We start from the raw sequence: 21704 nt of genomic DNA on the forward strand, positions 1-21704 counted from the left end.
AATTAGATTATGAAAATTCTCATCATTGACGATAATGCAGATATTGCAAAAATGTTCTCCAAGTATTTTACAATTAAAGGACACTCGTGTTCTGTTGCCAATGATGGTCGGAGTGGCCTTAACCTTATTGAGAATAAAACATTTGATGTGGTAATACTTGACCTTGCAATGCCTGAATTTTCAGGTAGTGATGTTATAGATGCATTGTGTAAAAGTGGAAAAATAGAAAATCAAAACATCGTAACATTGACGGCATCTTCAATAAGCTATGAGGACGAATCAACAATGAAAAGCAAAGGAGTTCATTCATGTTTAAAAAAACCAATCGATCCAGACGTTCTCTTGGGTCACTTGCAACAGTTTGAAAATATAAAAACAATATGAAGGACTTTCGATGAAAGACACGCACACAATTCGTGAAGCTCAACAGATCAAACTGTTGGAAAATAGGATAGCAAAAATAATCAAAATTGTAAAGAGCAAAAAATTAGAGACTAGTTTTGAACCAAGCATGAAAACTCTATCACGTATCATGAAAGTTATGATGGAAAACGGCACTAAAGGCAAGACCCAGTTATCCCTTGATACCAATCTGAACTATGCAAGACTTGCAAAGCATATTGTTTGGCTAGAGAAAAAAGGCCTTGCTAAATCAACAATTGAAGATAACAAAATTAGTGTTGCCTTGACTACAACTGGCAGGGAATTTGCGTCAGTGATTTCAAAAATTATCTAATAGATTAGTATAGAACACTGACAAATTCGTCCATGATACTGACACAAACGTAAGCGCGACCTAATAGCATTACCAACAATTAAACTGATAATGACATACATGAAAAAAGCACTCGTACTTCCTGTACTAGCAGTGATGATTTCTGTACTGGGAATTTCTGCCCAAAATGCAATGGCAGAAACCTTTACAGTGTCTGATCTACTATCGTGCCAATCTCCATCCGTAGGCGGAGTATGGAACAACGCCACTTCTGTATGTGATATCGGCACTCTTGTAATTGGTCCTGGTGACACACTAGTTGTAGCATCAAATGTTGTTTTCAACATTGGAACATTGACTAGCAGCGGCGTTATCACAAATAATGGAGCAATCCATATCGTGACCGGCGGCGTCATGACAACCTCTGGTACTGTTAACAATAACGGTATCATTGCTAGCAATGGCGGCACAATCACAAACAGTGGTCCATTCAACAACCTCGGCATAATCACCTCATCTGGCACAATAACTAACGGCCCAACCGGCGTCATACAAAGTGACGGTATCATAACCAGCAGCGGTGTAATCACATCATCTGGCGCAATCACCATAAACCAATCTGGTGCACTAGTCAACAGTGGTATATTTACCAATACACTGAATCTGGTTAACAGCGGCACTATGATGACATCTGGTACATTTACCAATAGTGGTCCAGTTGGAAACACAGGTGACATGACAAATCAAGGTTTGATTACCAATAGTAATACAATTACTAACAGTGGTAACATATTCAACCTATGCGGCGGATCAATCACAAATTCAGGAACAATAGCGGGTAATACAGTACAACAAATCTGCGCAGCTTAATCTAAGCACGCTTCCCTTTTTTTATTTTTATCATTAAACTGAATTAATGATCATGTAACATTTTTCAATGGAAGAGCAGAGGAAATGGAATTTTGAGAATAAACAGATTGAACACTTGGAAACTAGAAAAAGATGTACGATAGAGTACAAAACCCATGTTTGGAATCTATGTGACAAATTCGTCCATGAAACTAACACAAACGTAAGCGCGACCTAATAGCATTATCAACAATTAAAATGATAATGACATACATGAAAATACTCGTACTTCCTGTACTAGTGGTGATGATTTCTTTCATAATTAACACGCATCTTATTTTTGCATCTGATTTGGTTGGCGATACTCCGAATCTTTCTATATCTATGTCTAACAATGCAATTATTATGACTCCTACGGTTTCAGTATCTGGTACTGCTACAGATAATCTACAAATTTCATCTCTCACATGGAATGTAGACAATGGAAATGTTATGACAATTCCTGGAACTATTCCAGGTAACTCAATTTCTTGGTCACTTGGCATACCTGATTTATCCAACGGACTACATGCTTTACAAATCAATGCTACCAACTCTGCAGGATTAGTTACATCCAAAACAATATTGTTTACACTCTATAATGATTCTCCTGTAACAATTGCATCATTGCCTAATGGCACATACAAGGAATCCCAAATTGTGAAACTTGAATCAAATGAACCTGCTGTTATATTCTATACTTTGGATGGTACAACACCTGCCATGTCTAGCCCACACGGACAAGATTCTATTACACTGCCAGAAATTAGATCTAATACAATTCTCAAATTCTTTGCAGTAGATGCTTATGGAGCAAAGTCTGATGTAAATACACTGGTTTACATGATTGACAATGTAACATCATCACCAGCAGTATTATCCAATGCTAGCACTGTGGTGCAAAGTACACAAAAAATATACACTACAAGTATGCTTGAAAACAAAACAGTATCGTCAGTATCTGTACACTTGGTTACTCCAGTCTTACCTGTATCCTCCGTTGTTTCAAGTACACTCACAATACCATCTCAAAACATGACTATGGCACATACCAACTCTACATTGCCTACCTTGATAGCATCTAACAGCACTGCAAGTGTTCTTGCAATTACTCCAAACATGACTGCAGTACATACCAATTCCACATTGTCTGTCATGGTACAATCTAACAGCACTGCAAGTGTTCACGCAATTATTCAAAACATGACTGCAGTACATACCAACTCTACATTACCTACCTTGACACCATCTAACAGCACTGCAAGTGTTCATGCAATTATTCAAAACATGACTGCAGTACATACCAACTCTACATTGCCTGTCTTAGCAAAGACCAACAGTACCATCATCATACCTGTTAATGATACTAGATAGTATTCTGGAGCAAATTTTACAGAATTATCTAAAGGGATCTTTAGTGGGAATCAATTAAACTTATCAGACGTCTAGATATATTCCGTCTTTTTTTACTTCTACATTATAGGTCTGCAATTTTACTCCTTTTATGTAATCTAGTAACTCCCCTGTCTTGATGTTGTAGTGCCAGAAATGAAGTGGACACTCTACTATGTCCCCATCTAGTTTACCTGGTGCAAGAGAGCCATCTTGATGTGCGCACACTGAATCTAGTGCATGAAAGCCGTTTTGATTGAATATAGCTATTCTCTTTCCATCTACGACAAACTCTCGGCCCTTTCCTGGTGCAACTGCGTCTTTCTCCGCTACCTTTTTCCATGCCATGTTTTGTAAAACTAAATCAATCCAATATTTAGATTGTTATTTTTGATACTGTTTTATACCCCTTAAAATCGTGAACTGTTATGAGTCAAGTAAAAGATCCTAGTCTTTCAGAAAAAGGAAAACTCTCATATGAATGGGCAAGGGATCATATGCAAATTCTCACTAATACTGTTTCAAGATTAAAGAAATCTCAACCATTGAAGGGATTGCGTATAGGAATATGCTTACACATTACAAAAGAAACATCAGTTTTGATTATGGGTGCAAAAGAGTTGGGCGCAGATGTAAGTGCATGTGCTGCAAACCCTCTCTCAACACAAGATGACATTGCTGCATTTTTAGCCGAAAATGGAATTCATATTTACGCCTGGACAGGTCAGACCACTGAAGAATATGACTGGTGCATAGATCAGATGCTTAGTCATAAACCACAGATCATCACCGATGATGGTTCTGACAGTCATAGCAAAATACATGGAAACAAAAAGTTTGCGTCACTGAAAGTCTTGGGAGGAACAGAAGAGACAACAACTGGTGTTATACGATTGAAGGCACTTGCAAAAGAAAAGAGACTCAAGTATCCTGTAATTGCAGTTAATGACGCATATACAAAACACATGTTTGACAATAGATATGGAACTGGACAGAGTACAATTGATGGTTATCTCAGATCAATGAATTTGTTATTTGCAGGAAAACGTGTAGTTATAGCAGGATATGGTTGGGTGGGAAGAGGTGTTGCATCAAGATGTCGTGGAATGGGTGCTAAAGTTTGTGTTACTGAAATTGATCCAATAAGAGCATTAGAAGCTCATATGGATGGTTTTGATGTTTTGCCAATGGCCGATGCAGCAAAGATAGGTGAAATTTTTGTAACTGCAACAGGTCAAACTGGAGTAATAAGAAAAGAGCACATCTTGACTATGAGAAATGGTGCTATCATGGGTAATGTTGGTCACTTTGATGTTGAAGTCGATGCCAAATTCTTGCTAACTGAATCAAAATCTGTGCGAGAAGTCCGACCACATCTTGACGAATGTGTTCTCAAGAATGGTAAACATGTTTACCTTATTGGAAAGGGACGAATTGCAAATCTTGTTGCAGCAGAAGGACACCCACCAGAAGTTATGGCTCAATCATTTTCAAATCAGTTACTCTCAATGATATACATTGCAAAGAATCACAAGAAGATTGGAAAGAATGTGATTACAGTTCCACAAGAAATAGACAAACAGATTGCAGTGGATGCACTAAAAGCAATGAATGTTGACATGGACAAGCCAACTGCAGCTCAGATAAAATACGGGCAAAGTTGGGCATAGCTTAAATCATACACAGACTTTACTCTGATAATGAAAAGGGCAATTATTACAAGTGCATTACCATATGCCAATGGCGAAATACATCTTGGACATGTTGCATCTACATACTTGCCCGCTGATATAACAACTAGATTTCTAAAATTAAGTGGAGTTGAAGCATATTATTTTTGCGCGTCAGATGATTTTGGAACTCCAATTCTAATCCAGGCTGAGAAAGAGAACAAGACTCCAGAAGAATATGTTAAAGTCTGGAACAAACGTGATTATGAAGACTTTACTGCTTTTGGAATAGGGTTTGATTTTTTTTATAGAACAAGTTCACCGGAAAATGTGGCATTTGTTCAGGAAGTCTTTAAAAAATTACAGTCAAATGGCCACATTTACGAAAAAGAGATCATCCAGTTCTATTGTACTGTGGATAAAAAATTTCTACCTGATAGATATGTGCTAGGCAGATGTCCTTATTGTAAAGCAGAAGACCAGTATTCTGATTTATGTGAAAAATGTGGGAGAGTGCCAGAGGAGATTGAAGATCCAAAATGTTCAATATGCAAGAATCCTCCAACGAAAGAAAAGACAAGACACTATTTCTTTAAACTAACCAACTTTGTTAACGAACTAAATCAATGGTTAGAGGCAGACTCTCACCTGCAAAAGGATGTTAAAAAATATGTACAAAACTGGATAAAAGAAGGCCTTGTAGACTGGGATATTACAAGAGACATGAATTGGGGAGTTCCGATTCCTCTTGAATCTGCAAAAGGACAGGTATTCTATGGTTGGTTTGACAATCACCTTGCCTACATTTCTACTGCAATGAAATTTCTAAACGATAAAGGTATTAACGGAAAAGACTTTTGGAACTCTGCAGATATTTATCATTTCATTGGAAAAGATATCGTATATCATCACTATCTTTTCTTGCCTGCAATGAGGATTGGAATACAAAATGAGTTCAAACTCCCTGATTATATCCCAACTCGGGGGCATCTCATGTTGCAATCTAAAAAGATCTCAAAGAGTCGTAATTGGTATATTGGTCTTAAGGACTTTGTCGCAATTTATCCTGCAGATTATCTTAGATTTTATCTTGCACTGATTACTCCATATAGTCAAGATGATCTTAATTTTGATTGGGAGGAATTTGCTTCAAGAATTAATTCTGAATTGATTGGAAATGTTGGAAATTTTGTAAACAGAGCTCTTGGTTTTACGCAAAAAACTCTATCAGGAGTTGTACCAAATACAAACGAATTTGATGTAAGTGACAAAGAGGCTCAAGATAAAATAAATAATTTTTCAAGTGAACTTACTGGATTGATGGAAGATAACAGTCTTGATAAAGCACTGAAAAAAATTATAGAGTTTTCTGCCCATTTTAATCAATATTTTCAGAAAAAGGAACCGTGGAAAGGTGGAGATGGTTCAAACAACTGTGTCTTCATATCTGTAAATGCTGTCAAGAGCTTGGCAATTTCACTTTGTCCATTTTTGCCTGAATCCTCTCAAAGAATATGGGAGCAACTTGGCATGAGTGGTAATGTGTCGGAACAATCTTGGAGTTCTATATCTAAAATTGAAATAAAAGAAGGCCACAAGATAGGTCCTGCCTCTCCTCTCTTCAAAAAGGTGGAAGCATCTGATATTGAATTGCACAAAGCAAGACTTGGAAAATAATGAGCCTTGAATGGATTTCACGAGACGGTAAACTATTGCTTGGGGCAAGAATTGTTCGAACTTTTTCATATGGATTTCTAAGTGTAATTCTTGCAATCTATCTAAAACTAATCGGGTTTAATGATATTCTAATTGGTCTAGTACTTACCGCTACTCTAGTAAACAGCGTATTTTTCAATCTTTTTTCAAGTGCTTATGCCGATAAGATAGGCCGAAGAAAAATTCTTGTCTTGTATGCAGTTTTAATGATAATTTCATCTGTTATATTTTTTGTAACAGACAACTATGTAGCTCTTATTATTGCGGCACTTGTCGGAACTATAAACGTCACAGGATCTGAAGTTGGAGCATTTTTGTCATTAGAACAAGCATTATTACCACAAACTGTACGTGATGTACAAAAAAGAAATTCTATATTTGCAATTTATAATACTGTCGGAACTTTTGCCATGTCTGCAGGAGTACTAGTTTCAGGTTTACCATCTATACTACAACAACATTATGGATTTGATCAAATTGGTGCAATAAAATCTCTTTTTCTAATTTATGCGGCATGTGCAATAGTAGTTCTTGCAATTTACCTAGTACTTTCTAAAAGTATTGAAGTAAAAGACGGTGCACCAAAATCAGGTCTTTCAACAAAAAACATATCTCCAAAATCTAGGGGCATCATTGCAAAAATGTCTTCACTTTTTGCAGTTGATTCTTTTGGAGGTGGTTTTGTAATACAAAGTATAGTCTCATTCTGGTTTTATACTAGATTTGGAGCAGATCTGTCTACACTATCTTACATCTTTGCAATTGCTGGAGTGCTCACCGCCTTATCTTTTATGGCCTCTACAAAACTTGCCTCAAAAATTGGACTGGTAAACACGATGGTGTTTACTCATATTCCATCAAATATTTTATTGATAATACTTGCATTTGCTCCCACATTCTCAATTGCCATTTCTATATACTTTGCAAGGATGAGTATCTCTCAGATGGATGTGCCAACTAGGCAGTCATACCTTATGGGAGTAGTACGTGAAAATGAGAGAATTCAAGCCGCTGCAATAACAAATACCTCAAGAAATATTGCTCAAGCAGTAAGCCCCTCCCTTAGTGGAATTATAATTCAGGCACTCTCACTTTCTGCACCATTTGTCTTTGGGGGAGTCTTAAAAATTGTATATGACGTAGGACTGTTTTTTAGTTTTAGAAAGATAAAGCCGCCTGAAGAACTATAGTTCTACCTAGATTTTTCAAGATAAGATAAAATTCCAGTGTAGTCAATATCTCCAAGTCCTTCCTTGATTGCTTTTTGATAAATTTCATTTGCAAGTTTGGACATTGGCATATTTGCTCCAAATTCTTTTGCAGTATGACTGATTTCATCAAGATCTTTTTGCATCATTTTAAGAAAGAAACTAGGTTCAAAATTTCCATTTACCATTTTGGGCCCCTTGTTGACACTCATTCCTGTCTTAAAATATGTCGAATTTAGAACCTCAAGAAATGTCATGGGGTCAAGCCCTGATTTTTTTGCAAGTATGATTCCTTCGGATAATGCAAGGGCAAGAATTGCAATCTGTGAATTCATTGTAAGCTTCATTGCATGTCCAGAACCGTTCTCTCCCAAAAGAAATGTTTTCTCTCCAATTAAATCAAAAACTTTTTTGCATTTTTCATAAATCTCTTTTTTACCTCCTACCATTACAATCATCTGACCTTTTTCAGCCAAACTTGGTCCTCCCATTACGGGGGTATCAATCATTGAAATTCCCTCATCTGAAAATTTCTTAGATATGCTTCTTGATGAGGTGGGACTGATTGTACTCATGTCTGCAACAATTAATCCATCATGTTTTCCATGGATTATCCCGTTATCTCCAAAAGCCATTTGTTCTATAACTGAAGCGTCTTTTAGTATGGTTATAACTAATTCACATTTATTTGCAACTTCTTTTGGTGAGTCTAAAACTTCAATTCCAAAATTTTTTAGAGATTCTGCTTTTTGTCTAGTTCTATTATGTACTAAAATTTTGTGACCTGATGAGGCCAAACGCTTTGCTATGGCACTTCCAAGAAGACCGGTACCTATTATTCCAACATTCATCACAAGGTGATTTCTTTGATGGTATTTTTTTCTATTGGCATGAAAATGAGCGCAAATGATATCTCTGGGACTAGAGATGATTAATTGTGGAAAAAATTAGAGCATGCCCAATATGTCCAAATTGTGGTTCAAAAAAGTTTGATAGGATTCCTTCTGATGAAACAATCGTAAAATGCGTAAACTGTGGAAAACAGATAGTGCTCTAACAGTACCTGCTAATTTTGTCCAATATCTGATTCTACCGTAAATTTTTGCTTGTTTTTGAATAATTGTAAGTTTTTATTTCCTTGATTTCCAGTGTCCGTCATGGCTAAAAGTTGGAAAGATGCAGATGTAAATTTAGATCTTGTAAAAAATCAAACAATTGCAGTAATTGGCTATGGCATTCAAGGACACGCCCAGGCAAATAATCTCAAGGATTCTGGTCTCAAGGTTATTGTTGGCTTGCAAGAATCAGGTGCAAGCTGGAAAAAAGCCCAGCAGGATGGTCATCAAGTAATGTCTATTCCACAGGCGTGTGAAAAAGCAGACATTATTCATATTTTGATTCCAGACATGGTCCAGTCAAAGGTCTACAAAGATCTAATTGAGTCAAACTTGAAGGCAGGAAAAGCATTATCATTTTCTCATGCAGCTGCAATTCACTGGGGCTGGATACATGCTCCAAAAGATGTGGATGTAATTATGGTTGCGCCAAAGGGACCTGGTTCCAAAGTTCGTGAAACATATCAACAAGGATTTGGAACTCCATCAATTGTTGCAGTATTTCAGGATTATACAAAGAAAGCTTGGGAGCGAACACTTGGAATTGCAAAGGGTCTTGGTAGTACAAGAGCTGGTGTTATTGAAACTACATTCAAAGAAGAAGTGGAAACTGATTGGTTTGGAGAACAAGTAGACCTCTGTGGCGGTTCTGCATCAATGGTAATGAATGCATTTGAGACTTTGGTAGAAGCGGGATATCAGCCAGAGATTGCATACTTTGAGGTTCTACATGAATTGAAATTGATAGTAGATATGATTCAAAGATACGGCATTGCAGGAATGTACCGAAGAGTAAGTGAGACTGCACGATATGGTGGGCTGACAAGAGGTCCCATGGTTATGGATAAAGATGTTAAAGAAAAGATGAAGAAAGCATTGAAGATGATTCAGGATGGAACATTTAACCAAGAATGGATCTCTGATTATCAAAAGAATGGTAAGAACTCATTTGACAAATACATGCAACAGATAGATGCACATCAGATAGAAAAAGTAGGAAAGAACATGAGAAAGATGATGTGGCCTGATTCTACTGAATAAAATNNTTTCTTTACTAGATTGGTCTGAATAAAATTACTTTTTCTTTACTAGATTGGTCTGAATAAAATCAATTATTGCTGAAAGTGGAGTTCCTGGACCAAAATTTCCTAATACTCCACCTTTTTCAAGTTGTGGCTTGTCATCTTCTGGAATGACCCCTCCTCCTATTACTAGAACATCCTTGATGCCTTTGTCCTTGATTGCCTTGGCTACTCTTGGAAATAATGTAAGATGAGCTCCATTTAGAAGACTGAGTGCTACAACGTCAATGTCTTCATCTTCAACTATTTGGGCAATTCTTTCAGGAGTTGCAAATAATCCTGAATAGATTACTTCCATTCCTGCATCTCTAAACGCTCTGCATAAGACAAGAGCTCCTCTATCATGACCGTCAAGACCTAACTTTGAGACTAGGATTCTGATCCTCTTTGTCTGGGCCTTTTGTGACATGTACTTTCAATTATGGTTTTGGCTTTTAAAAGGTTTATTTGAGAAGATTAAAAACCTCTGATACTTTCGTGTTTAAAGTCTCTAAAATCTGAGTCACTCATTTGTTTATTATTGCCATGAAATGGGTCGTATCTTTACCCGCTGCAAAATCTAGTAACTCTTTTGTAACTTCTTTTCTTAACGCTGTCTGACTTTTACCATATGTTTTACTCAAGATTTTTTTTAGAACTTCTGGCCTGTGATAACTATCTGAAAAAACAAGACCTTCTTTTTGTAGTTTTTTAGACACCTTGTCATGGTATGATTTCCCAGTTTTGAGAAGTGCATTCTCAAGAATTAATCCAACTGCATGTTCAATTCGCTCACTATTTTCAAGTAATTTCTGATTCATGTAACGTGTCGTTATAAAGAGTATAAAAAAAGATGTAAATGCAATACAAACAAATCATAATTTTAACTTCATGTTTTGTTCATTTTAGGCCAAGAACTCTCTTTAATATCATATCTGGCATAACAACAAGATTTATTGTGTATTCCTTATCTGACTTTTCTATGGATATTGTGGCAGAACTCAAAAAAGGTAACCGAAGAGCAATTGCACGTGCAATATCTATTGTAGAAAATAACGAAAAAGAAGCAAAGTTAATCATAAAAAAGATATTCAAAAGTTCCGGAAAATCTATGAAAATTGGAATTACAGGACCTGCTGGAGCAGGAAAAAGCACTCTGATTAACAGAACAAGTATTGAATTAAACAAACTTGGTTACAAGACTGCGGTTCTTGCAATCGATCCTACAAGTCACATCACAGGTGGTGCAATACTTGGTGACCGAGTAAGGATGACAGAATCAACTGATTCTGGAACATACATTAGAAGTATGGCTTCACGAGGAGCAACTGGGGCAATCTCATTATCACTTAGGAATAGTATTAGAATTTTAGAATATGCAGGATTTGATCCAATAATAATAGAGAGTGTTGGAGCAGGACAAACCGAAGTTGATATAGAAAAAGTTGTAGATATTACAGTCGTAGTCTTTAATCCAAATACTGGCGATAATATCCAGACCATAAAAGCTGGACTAACAGAAATTGGTGATGTATATTTGATAAACAAAAGTGATCTACCCGGTTCCAATCAACTATTTGACTCTGTACGAGACTTTATTGGAATGTCAGAAAAGAATCCTATTGTAATGCTAACTTCTGCAAAATCTAACAAGGGGGTTACTGATTTTGCTAGGAAATTGGAAGAATTGATGAAGGCACGGAAAAAGACAAAAGTCAAGGAGGAAGAATCTAGACTTGATTCTGAACTAAGAGATATTGTTTTAAATAATGTCAAGTCTAAAGTTAGCACAATGCTTGATTCAAGTAAATCATATGCATCTTATCTTAAAAAAGTACGATCAAAGAAAATTGATCCGTTTGAAGCCGCAGATAAAATATCAAAGGGATTAATGTGATATGATAAAAACAATAAAAACTGATTCTAATATTACTGTAAAACGATTCTATGATTCCAAGGTAAAACCAAAAAGTAAGACCGAAGAGCCAGGTAAACATCCGTACACCAGGGGAATTCATCCTGGAATGTACCGAGATAGACTATGGACAATGCGACAATACACTGGTTTTGGAACTGCCGAGCAGACAAATCAAAGATTCAAGTATCTTCTTGAAAGGGGCCAAACAGGCCTTTCTATGGCATTTGATTTACCCACTCAGATAGGATATGATGCAGATGACTCTCATGCAGAAGGTGAGGTAGGTAAGGTGGGTGTATCAATTACATCGCTTAAAGACATGATGAAATGCTTTAACGGAATTCCACTTGACAAGGTTAGCACCTCGATGACAATAAATTCTACAGCTTCGACGTTGCTTGCATTATACATTGCAGCAGGTGAATCACAAGGTGTAGACAGTAAACAACTCCGAGGTACAACTCAAAATGATATACTCAAAGAATACATTGCAAGAAATACGTACATCTATCCACCGCGTCCATCTATGAGATTGATTGGTGACATGATTGAGTATTGCTCAAAGAAAGTTCCTCAGTGGTATCCAATATCGATATCTGGATATCACATGCGTGAAGCGGGGTGCAATGCAGTACAAGAAGTTGCATTTACACTTGCAAATGCAATAGAATACATCGAGACATGTGTTGACCGTGGATTGAAAATTGATTCATTTGCACCAAGATTATCTTTCTTTTTTTGCTGTACTAGTGAATTCTTGGAAGAGATTGCAAAGTTCAGAGCTGCACGAAGAATTTATGCCAAGATACTAAAAGACAGATTCCACGCAAAAGACAAAAGATCTATTCAGCTAAAATTCCATGTCCAAACAAGTGGAGAATCTCTTACTGCGCAACAGCCAGACAATAACATTGTTCGTGTTGCAATGCAATCTATGGCAGCTGTACTTGGTGGGTGCCAATCACTTCATACTAATTCAAAAGATGAAGCACTAGCTTTGCCTACAGAAGCAGCAGTCAAAATTGCTCTGAGAACTCAGCAGATAGTTGGACATGAAAGTGGAATTACAAAGACTGTAGACCCACTTGCCGGTTCATACTATGTAGAGCAACTGACTGATACTATAGAAGCAGAGGCAAATAAGTATCTGAAGAAAATTGACCGAATGGGAGGATCTCTTGTTGGAATTGAACGTGGATTCTTCCAATCTGAGATTAGACAAAATGCTTATCGTCTTAAGAAAGAGATTGACGGGGGAGAGAGAATTATAGTTGGTGTCAATAAGTTCACAGACTCGACAAAAGACAAATCAGACATTATGAAAATAGATGATAGTATACAAACACAACAAGTACAGCATCTAAAAGAACTTCGTAGTACGCGTGATAATGCCAAAGTTGAATCTGCGCTTGGAAAGATGAAGAATGCCGCTGACAAGGATGAAAATCTAATGCCGTACATCTTAGATGCAGTAAAAAGTTATGCTACTTTGGGAGAGATTAGTAACACATTCAGAGAAGTCTTTGGAATTTATCAACCAAAGGAGACATTCTAAAATGCGAATAGATCATGTTGCAATTGCAGTAAATAATCTAGATGACGCTGTAAAAGAATATCAAGCCGCACTTGGAATACGCGAAGTAGAATTTGAGACAGTAGAAACAGAAGGAGTCAGGGTAGCAATTCTTCATCTTGACAATTCTAGAATTGAATTAATGGAGGCAACTAAGGAAACAAGTCCAATTAAAAAATTCCTTGCAACTAAAGGAGAAGGGTTGCATCACATTGCACTTGAAACTGATGGTATTGACGGTGAAGTAAACAGAATGAAAGAGTGTGGAATAAAATTTTTGGGAGATGTAAGACCAGGTTCAAGAGGAACTAAAATAACATTCATTCACCCAAAATCATTACATGGTGTATTGACAGAGCTTTGCTCTCATCCACAATAATGCCTTAATCTACAAGCTTTAGAGTATCTGATGCAGTAATTATTCCTACAATCTTACTTTGTTTTGACACCAGAACGCATTTTGAATATCTGATTAATGATACGAGTGTCTTGACTGGAGTGTTATGGTCTACAATCGGAGGTCGTGCATCCATTATCTCAGCTAATTTGATCTTTTTTCGTTCAGTCTCGTCACTATCCAAAATATGTCTTACAATGCCGTCTTCTGTAATGACACCTACTACTTCAGGTCCATCAAAGATTGGTATCTGGCTAATTGATAATTCTTGCATCTTTTTTATTGCATCCTGCAATGAATCATTTGCTTTAAGTTTGGCAATGTCTTTACTACAGATATCTCCCGCCTTTGTTGATGATTGACTATCAAGTGACCACAATACTTCAAATATTTTTCTTGCAGTAGAATAACTTGGCTGACATCTTCCAGACTCGATTTGATTTATCATTGATGTACTGACTCCTGTTAGAGACGCAAGTTTTTGCTGAGTCAGTCCAATCTTCATTCTACCTTGCTTTATTGATTCCAGTCTTGGAAGCATTATGCGAATAAAATATCTGATTCAATATTTCAGTGTTCTTTAATGGATGAATATGTGTACAAAAGAAAAAAAATTATGTAAGGGCTACTTTACGCCCGCCTTTCGTCCGAATTTTGCTATCATGAAGATTACTAGAGCAATTATACTAAAATCAATTATTGCACCTATGAAATCTCCTATTCCAAAATTCATACCATGTCCTACTGGTATGGTTATCATGCCTTTTCGCCAATCTCCGCCAGGAATGATCGCTCCCGGAATTGGCATGATGATATCTTGGACTAGAGCTGAAACCAGCTTTCCAATTGCACCTCCCATGATGAAACCAATTGCTAACCCCAAAACTCCAGCTTTGCCAATAAAGTCTCTAAATTCTGCAATGAGACCTTTTGGCTCTGGTGTTGGGGGTGCAACTTTAGGAGTAACTGCTTCTCTGATCTTCTTTAGCTCTTCAAGTATGTCATTTTCTAAGACCATGCCTTACAATTGCTAGTCTGGGTATATCATCTATACAAAAAACAAATCATTTTCTGGTAAATGCCATTGCAAATTCTTCTATTGTTTTTTCCCAATTCTTGGCCTTTACTATTCCACTTGCAACAAGTATGCCTTTTGCACCAAGCTCCAGAGCTCGTGATACATCTTCGCCTGAAACAATTCCTGCTCCGCATAATAGTTGGGTAGAATTGTTTGCTTTCTTTACTGCCTTGACTGATTCTGTTATGATTTCAGGTTTTTCTTTAGAAACTGCCTTTCCACTACCTATGAGCTCTGGGGGCTCTATTGCAATAAAGTCTGGGTTTAGCTTGGCATACATCCATGCTTCATTTACATCTTGGACACAAACAACCGATGTCATTTTCAATTCTCTTAGTCTTACAACTAAATCTTCGATTTCATTTGATGGTATGCGGTGCTCGCTATGATTTATGAGAGAGCCTGCAATTCTTGATTTTTTTACAATCTCGGGGATGACAAATCCTGTTGTACTACCTACTTTTGAATTATCCAGATGTTGAGCAAACACATCTGCAGAAACCCTGGTAACTTCTGACATGAGATGCTGGGGAGGACATACTGGAATTCTTAGTTTGTATTTTTTTGCAATCTTTGAAGCACTCTTTGCCAAACGCAGTGATTTTGAACCTGCAATCTCGTCATAATTTTTAAAGTTGATAATGAACAAATTATTTTCAAAAAAATCTTACAGTTACCCATATATCAAGAGATCTTAGAAAATTATTATACTGACTGTACATTAAATGATTTGTGCCACTCTCGGAAAGATCACTTGTTTTACTAAATCATCTCAAATCTATAGACCCTGATAAAATCATTGGAAGTGAGCAGGATGATTTGATTCGGGAAACGTTCAAAAAAATTCTATCAAGTGGTGATATGTATACAATAAATGAGATTGAAAATTGGATTAACGGTGGACAAAAAATCAATCCTGTAATTGCTGAAAGAATTCTAAATGTAGCCCATTATCAAAAAGCAAAATTTGATGCTAAAAATCCATTAAAAATGGCACATGATGATTGTGGTTGCGGCGGAGATTGTTAATTACTTCTTAATTCCAAGTGTTCTATTCTTTAGTCTCAGATAGATATTGTGACACTTTCTACACCTTGTTGCACTAATTGGGTTTTTAGCACCACATGAAAAACAGACTTTAAAGTGAAGTCTAGCCTTTTGGGCTATTGATTTTTTTAGTGGATCGGTGATAGGCATTTTCTATTTCTCCATTTTCCTGCTATTTGATTCTACCTTTTCCAAGTTTTCCTGCAAGAAGCATGGGTATCTCAGCAGGTCTCTTGGCAACAGGTACGTTTGCCTTGGTATACATGGATACTTTGGATTCTGCAGAACCATAATTTCCGTATACGATAGCACCGGCATGCCCCATTCTCTTTTCTTTTGGTGCTGCTCTTCCTGCAATATATGCAACTACTGGTTTGTCAAATTTGGTATCAATGATATGCTGTGCAAGCATCTCTTCTGCATCTCCTCCAATTTCTCCAACGACAATTACTCCATCTATGTTTGCACCGTTTCTTATGATGTCAAATGCCTCAATTAACGGAGTTCCGTTGATTGGATCTCCTCCAATTCCCAAGCATATGCTTTGACCAAAATTTGCAACTGAAAGATTATGGGATGACTCGTACATCAAAGTACCACTTCTAGATATGACTGCAATTCTACCTGGTTTGAAAGGTGATGCTGGCATGATTCCTATCTTCATTACGCCTGGGATGATAATTCCTGGCGTGTTTGGACCAATCACTATGGCATCTTTTTTCTTTGCTAGTTCTACAATTGTTAGTGCGTCTTTTACAGGTACGTGCTCTGGTATTGCAATTAGTAATTTGATTCCTGCCTCCAATGCATCTTTTGCTGCAGAAAGAAAGAATTTTGCTGGTACGAATATTATTGAAATCTTGGCACCGGTTGCACCAACAGCTTCGTTCATTGTTTCATAAATTGGAACGCCCTCTAATTTTTGTCCGCCCTTCCCAGGAGTTACTCCTGCAACAATATTTGTACCATATGCTAACATTTGTTGTGTATGAAACGCGCCAAACTTGCCAGTGATTCCTTGTACTATGACTGGTTTTTTCTGGTAATCCTTGTCACCTTCTTTTCCAATTAATATTTCAAAAAGATCAACCATTTTTATTCATCTCAATTACTGCTGCATTTATTGCTTCTTCAATCGTGTCAAACATCTTTGTTCTTGAACCTTTGAACATTTCTTTTGACTTGTCTGCCTCTGCACCTGACATTCTTGCAAATACTGGAAGATCAATTACTTTATCTTCATATGCTTTGATAAATGCCGTTGCAACTGTTGTGGTCTTGACTATTCCACCATAGAGATTTACAAGAATTCCTTTTACCTTTTTCATTTTACTAATCAAAGTTAGAGCCTCGTATACTGTCTCAGTAGTTGCACCTCCACCTACATCCAAAAAGCAAGCAGGTTTTCCTCCGTTATCTGATAACATATCTAGAGTAGACATTACTAGGCCTGCTCCATTCCCTACTACTGCAATATTTCCGTCCAATTCTACAAGTGAAAAACCGCTTTTTTCTGCTCTTTCTTCAAGTTCTGAGACTTCTTGGAACTTGCGTAATTCATCATGTCTGAACATTGCATTGTCATCTATGATGACTTTACCATCTAAAGCCACTACTGAATCATCACCTAGTATTGCTAGAGGATTAATCTCTGCAAGTTCTGCTTCTTTTTCTACTGTAATTTTTGCTAATTTTTGTAAAATATCAATAAACTGGGTTAAAGTCTTGTCTTTCAATCCCATTTGTTTTCCTACTTCTTCTGCAGTCTTTGCATCTACGTTTCCTAGTCCAACTTCATGTATTATCTGATTTTTAACAGACTCAATTTCAACACCTCCATCTACAGATGCTATTATTGTATAGCATCTCTTGCCTCGGTTCAAAAACAATGAAAGATAAAGTTCTTTTTTGATATCTGCCATTTTTTCAAGTAAAATAGCTTTGGTCTTTTCTCCCTTGACCACTTTCTGCATGATGTCAGGATATTTTAATTCAAACTCATCTGCGTTTTGGCATTTCTGAATTGCTCCTGCTTTTCCTCTTCCTCCTACTGCCATCTGAGCTTTGATTACAAACGGAAATCCTAATGCTGATGCATCCTTTCTACCTTGTTCGATGTCTGTAGATGTAAGTCCCTTTGGAATTGGTATTCCATAGTCTTCAAATAATGACTTTGCTTGGTACTCTAGTAAACGCATTGTGATTTTTCATTTTTATGGTCTTTATAATCTGTTTGATGTCTTTGTTATTGATTTAATCATTATTTGGCGTTGAATTTATTTCTGATCGCAAATATGCCATTTTATTTCTAGCATAGTATTTTCAAATCTTGTACTGGTAAATCTCTTTAGCTGAATTGCTCTTCTAGGAGATCAACACATTGTAGAAACAAATCTTTACTCTTTCGCATAAGCCAATTGGGAAACTCGTCTAATGTGAAGACAAACTGTTGTTGAAAGCTTGGAACTACGCCTCCTCCCGATGTGATGACCTGTACTACGACATATCCATCTGTTATAGTACATACTGTTTCTTGGTATGCTTCTTCCTCTTCTTCTAATGTATTTCGATACAAAACAAGAGGTGTTTTGGTCTTTGTAACATGTGAGGATGCTTTTTTTAGTAAAACTGCAAAATGTGATACGAGCCATCCGTCTAGGGTTATCTGTTTTGGCATGTAATACTATGTGCTTTTTTATTATTTAATTCAATGGATGAATCACTACTCCACTGAGATTCGAATCTTTTGACCATCCAAGTCCTCATCTTTGTAATTTTTGGCCTTGTCTTCAAATTCAATTCTTTTTACTCTGACTAGAAATGAAAGATCCGATTGTTTTTCTTTTGCCATCATAAGAGATTCTTCGTCAAGACCCAAGATATATGCCGCTTCTAATACATCAGTTGGGTTGTATCCTCTCTCTTTTCTTAATACTTGTAATCTTCTTGCAATGTCACGTATCAACCCCCTTGCAAGCATTTCATGGTTTCTAGTTGTGCTGATAAATACGATAAGTGAATCACGATTTGACATTGCAAAGCCATCTTTTTCAGAATATCCTACTATGAAATCATCTCTAGATAATTCGATTTTACTGTCTCCAAGATCAAAAGTATATGCCCCGTTTTTCAAAAGACTATCTACAATTACACTTGGATCAGTCTGAGAAAACTTGTCTAATAGTCTTCCCATATCTTGTTTAGCTTTGGGTCCTATTTTTTTCCTCTCAAGTTCTACTTTTGGAATTATTGGAAGTTTTGCGTGTAACAAACTTGACACAAGATCAAGTCCTTCTGCTTTTTGTAGTTCTATGATGTTATATTTTTCTACATTGAGTTGTGATAGTAATAATTCTGAGAGTGTCTCTAGTTTTGCCTTTTGAGTTGGTTCTACACAAATTATTGCATCGTTTAATGGCCATCTTCTCTTGAGTTTGCCTTTCATTCTTGCAGCTGCAGAAACTGATACTGTCTCTTTCATCAAATCAAATGCTTCCTCGACTTTGTCATTTGTAAGAGAATCAAGTGCTGATGGAAAGTCTTCCAAAAGTATGTTCGTTTTTTCTGCAAACATTATGTTATACAGATACTGAGTGGTAAAGGGGCATATTGGATGTAACAGTATGTCCAAATTTCGTAATATTTCTGCAAGTGTTGCATATATTGCAAATCTTCTATCCTTTTGAGACTCATCTTCTGCCCATAACTCTTCACGGGTGATTGGAATGTATACTTGACTTACCGAATTTATGAGATAATCATCAATCGATCTTGCAACTTCATGAAATCTACACTTGTCCTGAGATTCTATTACTGAAGAAATTAATTTTTGAAGTTTTGATAAAACCCAGACTTCTGATTCTTTTAAGAGGTTTTTGTCTTTTGCCCATTGGATGTTATGGTTTTTGTCATACTTGTCGTATTCACTGTTTTGTTTAAAGTATAGGTGAAGATGATACAAAGTACTTAGAATCTGATATGGTCTTGACACAAGCTCATCTGTACTGAAATTAATTGGCTCAATTGGACTTGATTTCCACATAAAGTATAGTCTTATCAAATCAACAGAATATTTTCCAAGCAGCTCTGCTGCATCCATCACATTTCCTTTGCTCTTACTCATCTTGTTCCCGTTTGCATCAAGTACATGACCTTGAAACAAAAATGACTTGAATGGTGCAATTGGTGCATTATTGAAAATTACATTTTCTATCAAAAGTGTATATGCCCATCCTCTTGTCTGGTCTATTCCTTCTGTTAGAAAAAGTGCGGGGATTAGTTCGGTGTATTCTGAATCTGAAAGTGAGGCATAAGGTGCAGCACCGCTATTGTGCCATGTGTCTAAAACAAACTGTTCTCTTTCCATCTTGTTTCCACATTTTTCACATTTTATGATTATGTTGTCTATCCATGGTTTGTGAAGTTCAAAATTTGGACCATCTGGAAGTTCAGACGCTGCTTTTACAATTTCATCTCTTGAGAAGAACCATTTGTTATGGTTGCATTTTTTACAATTCCATATGGGTAGTGGACATCCCCATATGCGCTCCCTTGAGATACACCAAGGATGTTTGTCTTTTATTATCTCCAAAAATCTATTGCGCGGAGGTTCAAAGAAATACTCTACACTTTCTGCAGCTTTTACTGCCTTGTCGCCCAATCTATCCAAAAAATAGAAAAATCCTCTTCGCGCAAGCCAGAGAATTTTATGATGGGATCTCCAACACAGTGGATATTGGTGCTTTATCTTTCCAATCTTGACTAGGGCACCCTTTTCTTTTAGCGAGTTTACTATTTTTTCATCTGCGTCTCTTACAAATAATCCTGCATAGACTCCTGCATCTTTTGTGAATTTGGCCTCGTCATTTATTGGATTAAATATTGGTATTGATCTTTTTGATGCAATTTCAAAATCTTCCTCTCCGTTTGCAGGAGAAAGATGGACAAGACCACTGCCTGTTTGTATGTCAACAAAACTTTCTGCAACCGCGGTGTGAAATTTTGGTGATTTTGAAAATTCTCGTAGTCCTGTAATCTCATCTAGTAATGGATGTGTGTATTTTTTTCCTTCAAGTTCTATTCCTTTGATAGTTTTAATTATTACATATTGTTCTATTTTTGCTTCTTTCATAAATTCTTCTAATCTTTTTTCTCCAACAACCCATGTCTCGCTTCCAACTTTTACATGAACATAATTCTCATCAGGATTTAGCCCAACCATGGTATCTGTTACTAGTGTAAATGGCATTGTGGTCCAGACGATTAGATACAAATCCTCATCTTGCAATTTTACTTTATAGTATAGAGATGGATCTACCACAGTATCATATTCTTGAGTTGCTTCAGTGTGGCTAAGTGATGTCTGGCAGCTGGGACAGTATGCAACTACCTTGTATGATTCTGATAAAATCCCTATTTCATGAGCCTTTTTTAGATACTTCCACTCTCGCTCGATATATTCATCCTTGTATGTCCAGTATGCTTTTTGTTGATTAAATGACATGCCAAGAAGTTTATCAACTTCAAGCCATTTTTCATTAAATTTGTGGACTGTTTTTTTACACTCTGAAACTATTTTTTCAATCCCTGCAGATTCTAAAACCTGGGATTTGCTTCCTGAAATGCCTAGTTCTTTTTCTACTTGTAATTCCACGGGAAGCCCCTGGGTATCCCATCCGGCATTGAAAATTACCTTGTAGCCTCGTAAAGTTGCATATCTATACCACAAATCTTTCATTATCCTTCCACGAAGGTGACCAGCATGCGGTATTCCATTCATGGTTGGAGGACCTTCTATGAATGCAATCTTCTTTGTCTTGTTTTGTGATTCAAAAATTAGTTTCTCTAAATCTTGTTTAGCCAATTGTTCTTTTACTTCATCTTCTATCTTTTTTGGATTAAAATCTGTAGCTAACTGCATTCAAGG

24 protein-coding genes are annotated in these 21704 nt (G+C 36.7%); 12 read left to right on the forward strand and 12 right to left on the reverse strand.

Annotated elements, in window-relative coordinates:
* Positions 1-9 precede the first annotated feature (9 nt).
* The 4 genes from C0Q33_RS05525 to C0Q33_RS05540 all read left to right on the forward strand — a co-directional run bounded on the left by C0Q33_RS05525 (position 10) and on the right by C0Q33_RS05540 (position 2977).
* Positions 10-384, forward strand: coding sequence for a response regulator (locus C0Q33_RS05525; RefSeq protein WP_101477554.1), 375 nt, complete (start codon positions 10-12; stop codon positions 382-384).
* Between the two features lie 10 nt (positions 385-394).
* On the forward strand, positions 395-736 hold the full coding sequence (locus tag C0Q33_RS09515) for a winged helix-turn-helix domain-containing protein (RefSeq protein WP_245867332.1): 342 nt from the start codon (positions 395-397) through the stop codon (positions 734-736).
* Between the two features lie 99 nt (positions 737-835).
* On the forward strand, positions 836-1585 hold the full coding sequence (locus C0Q33_RS05535) for a transporter (RefSeq protein ID WP_245867333.1): 750 nt from the start codon (positions 836-838) through the stop codon (positions 1583-1585).
* A 252-nt stretch (positions 1586-1837) separates the two neighbouring features.
* The gene (locus tag C0Q33_RS05540; protein ID WP_165776442.1) at positions 1838-2977 is read left to right on the forward strand and encodes a chitobiase/beta-hexosaminidase C-terminal domain-containing protein; all 1140 of its coding nucleotides are present in this window, start codon (positions 1838-1840) and stop codon (positions 2975-2977) included.
* A gap of 63 nt (positions 2978-3040) precedes the next feature.
* Here the strand turns inward: C0Q33_RS05540 and C0Q33_RS05545 are convergent, their stop codons facing one another.
* Entirely contained in the window at positions 3041-3343 is a 303-nt protein-coding gene (locus tag C0Q33_RS05545; RefSeq protein WP_101477557.1) for a Rieske (2Fe-2S) protein, read from the reverse strand.
* 80 nt (positions 3344-3423) lie between these two features.
* Here C0Q33_RS05545 and ahcY point away from each other — a divergent pair, with 80 nt between their 5' ends.
* Genes ahcY through C0Q33_RS05560 form a run of 3 tightly spaced genes read left to right on the forward strand, consistent with a single transcriptional unit; the run spans position 3424 to position 7571 of the window.
* Positions 3424-4665 carry an adenosylhomocysteinase gene (ahcY, locus tag C0Q33_RS05550; RefSeq protein ID WP_101477558.1) on the forward strand — a complete coding sequence of 414 codons (1242 nt, stop codon included), beginning with the start codon at positions 3424-3426 and terminating at the stop codon, positions 4663-4665.
* A gap of 27 nt (positions 4666-4692) precedes the next feature.
* Positions 4693-6342, forward strand: coding sequence for a methionine--tRNA ligase (gene metG, locus C0Q33_RS05555; RefSeq protein ID WP_101477559.1), 1650 nt, complete (start codon positions 4693-4695; stop codon positions 6340-6342).
* On the forward strand, positions 6342-7571 hold the full coding sequence (locus tag C0Q33_RS05560) for an MFS transporter (RefSeq protein ID WP_101477560.1): 1230 nt from the start codon (positions 6342-6344) through the stop codon (positions 7569-7571). Before metG ends, C0Q33_RS05560 begins: the two co-directional genes overlap by 1 nt.
* 2 nt (positions 7572-7573) lie before the next feature.
* Here C0Q33_RS05560 and C0Q33_RS05565 read toward each other — a convergent pair whose 3' ends face one another.
* Positions 7574-8521, reverse strand: a complete 948-nt coding sequence (locus tag C0Q33_RS05565; protein ID WP_320416817.1) for an NAD(P)-dependent oxidoreductase — start codon at positions 8519-8521, stop codon at positions 7574-7576.
* Positions 8522-8746: 225 nt separating this feature from the next.
* On the opposite strand from C0Q33_RS05565, the gene ilvC reads away from it, so the two are divergent.
* Positions 8747-9745, forward strand: coding sequence for a ketol-acid reductoisomerase (gene ilvC, locus C0Q33_RS05570; RefSeq protein ID WP_101477562.1), 999 nt, complete (start codon positions 8747-8749; stop codon positions 9743-9745).
* A 33-nt stretch (positions 9746-9778) separates the two neighbouring features.
* Here ilvC and C0Q33_RS05575 read toward each other — a convergent pair whose 3' ends face one another.
* Together C0Q33_RS05575 and C0Q33_RS05580 are read right to left on the reverse strand one after the other, a co-directional pair.
* On the reverse strand, positions 9779-10195 hold the full coding sequence (locus C0Q33_RS05575) for a cobalamin B12-binding domain-containing protein (protein WP_101477563.1): 417 nt from the start codon (positions 10193-10195) through the stop codon (positions 9779-9781).
* Positions 10196-10292: 97 nt separating this feature from the next.
* Positions 10293-10586: a hypothetical protein gene (locus C0Q33_RS05580; RefSeq protein ID WP_101477564.1), complete on the reverse strand. Its 294-nt coding sequence runs from the start codon at positions 10584-10586 to the stop codon at positions 10293-10295.
* Positions 10587-10747: 161 nt separating this feature from the next.
* Between C0Q33_RS05580 and meaB the strand changes: the two genes are divergently transcribed.
* The 3 genes from meaB to mce are packed head-to-tail and all read left to right on the forward strand — an operon-like array spanning position 10748 to position 13635.
* A complete protein-coding gene (meaB, locus tag C0Q33_RS05585; RefSeq protein ID WP_101477565.1) occupies positions 10748-11662 on the forward strand; it encodes a methylmalonyl Co-A mutase-associated GTPase MeaB in 915 nt (304 codons plus the stop codon).
* A 1-nt stretch (position 11663) separates the two neighbouring features.
* Positions 11664-13238, forward strand: a complete 1575-nt coding sequence (locus tag C0Q33_RS05590) for an acyl-CoA mutase large subunit family protein (RefSeq protein ID WP_101477566.1) — start codon at positions 11664-11666, stop codon at positions 13236-13238.
* A 1-nt stretch (position 13239) separates the two neighbouring features.
* Positions 13240-13635: a methylmalonyl-CoA epimerase gene (gene mce, locus C0Q33_RS05595; RefSeq protein WP_101477567.1), complete on the forward strand. Its 396-nt coding sequence runs from the start codon at positions 13240-13242 to the stop codon at positions 13633-13635.
* Between the two features lie 4 nt (positions 13636-13639).
* Here the strand turns inward: mce and C0Q33_RS05600 are convergent, their stop codons facing one another.
* The 3 genes from C0Q33_RS05600 to tpiA form a co-directional block, all read right to left on the reverse strand.
* On the reverse strand, positions 13640-14194 hold the full coding sequence (locus C0Q33_RS05600) for a CBS domain-containing protein (RefSeq protein ID WP_101477568.1): 555 nt from the start codon (positions 14192-14194) through the stop codon (positions 13640-13642).
* 84 nt (positions 14195-14278) lie between these two features.
* A complete protein-coding gene (locus tag C0Q33_RS05605; protein WP_101477569.1) occupies positions 14279-14671 on the reverse strand; it encodes an MscL family protein in 393 nt (130 codons plus the stop codon).
* A 46-nt stretch (positions 14672-14717) separates the two neighbouring features.
* Positions 14718-15380, reverse strand: coding sequence for a triose-phosphate isomerase (gene tpiA, locus C0Q33_RS05610; RefSeq protein WP_101477570.1), 663 nt, complete (start codon positions 15378-15380; stop codon positions 14718-14720).
* A gap of 83 nt (positions 15381-15463) precedes the next feature.
* Here tpiA and C0Q33_RS05615 point away from each other — a divergent pair, with 83 nt between their 5' ends.
* Positions 15464-15760 carry a hypothetical protein gene (locus C0Q33_RS05615; RefSeq protein ID WP_101477571.1) on the forward strand — a complete coding sequence of 99 codons (297 nt, stop codon included), beginning with the start codon at positions 15464-15466 and terminating at the stop codon, positions 15758-15760.
* Here C0Q33_RS05615 and C0Q33_RS05620 read toward each other — a convergent pair whose 3' ends face one another.
* The 5 genes from C0Q33_RS05620 to ileS all read right to left on the reverse strand — a co-directional run bounded on the left by C0Q33_RS05620 (position 15761) and on the right by ileS (position 21698).
* Entirely contained in the window at positions 15761-15928 is a 168-nt protein-coding gene (locus C0Q33_RS05620; RefSeq protein WP_101477572.1) for a 50S ribosomal protein L40e, read from the reverse strand. It abuts the gene before it with no gap.
* Between the two features lie 22 nt (positions 15929-15950).
* Positions 15951-16871 (reverse strand): succinate--CoA ligase subunit alpha, encoded by a 921-nt coding sequence (sucD, locus tag C0Q33_RS05625; RefSeq protein ID WP_101477573.1) that lies wholly within the window; start codon positions 16869-16871, stop codon positions 15951-15953.
* Positions 16864-17976: a succinate--CoA ligase subunit beta gene (locus tag C0Q33_RS05630; RefSeq protein ID WP_101477574.1), complete on the reverse strand. Its 1113-nt coding sequence runs from the start codon at positions 17974-17976 to the stop codon at positions 16864-16866. The genes sucD and C0Q33_RS05630 overlap by 8 nt, the downstream gene beginning before the upstream one ends.
* A 149-nt stretch (positions 17977-18125) precedes the next feature.
* Positions 18126-18455: a hypothetical protein gene (locus C0Q33_RS05635; RefSeq protein ID WP_101477575.1), complete on the reverse strand. Its 330-nt coding sequence runs from the start codon at positions 18453-18455 to the stop codon at positions 18126-18128.
* Between the two features lie 45 nt (positions 18456-18500).
* On the reverse strand, positions 18501-21698 hold the full coding sequence (gene ileS / locus C0Q33_RS05640; RefSeq protein WP_101477576.1) for an isoleucine--tRNA ligase: 3198 nt from the start codon (positions 21696-21698) through the stop codon (positions 18501-18503).
* Between the last annotated feature and the right edge of the window lie 6 nt (positions 21699-21704).

Source organism: Candidatus Nitrosotalea bavarica (assembly GCF_900167955.1).
Lineage (GTDB): Archaea > Thermoproteota > Nitrososphaeria > Nitrososphaerales > Nitrosopumilaceae > Nitrosotalea > Nitrosotalea bavarica.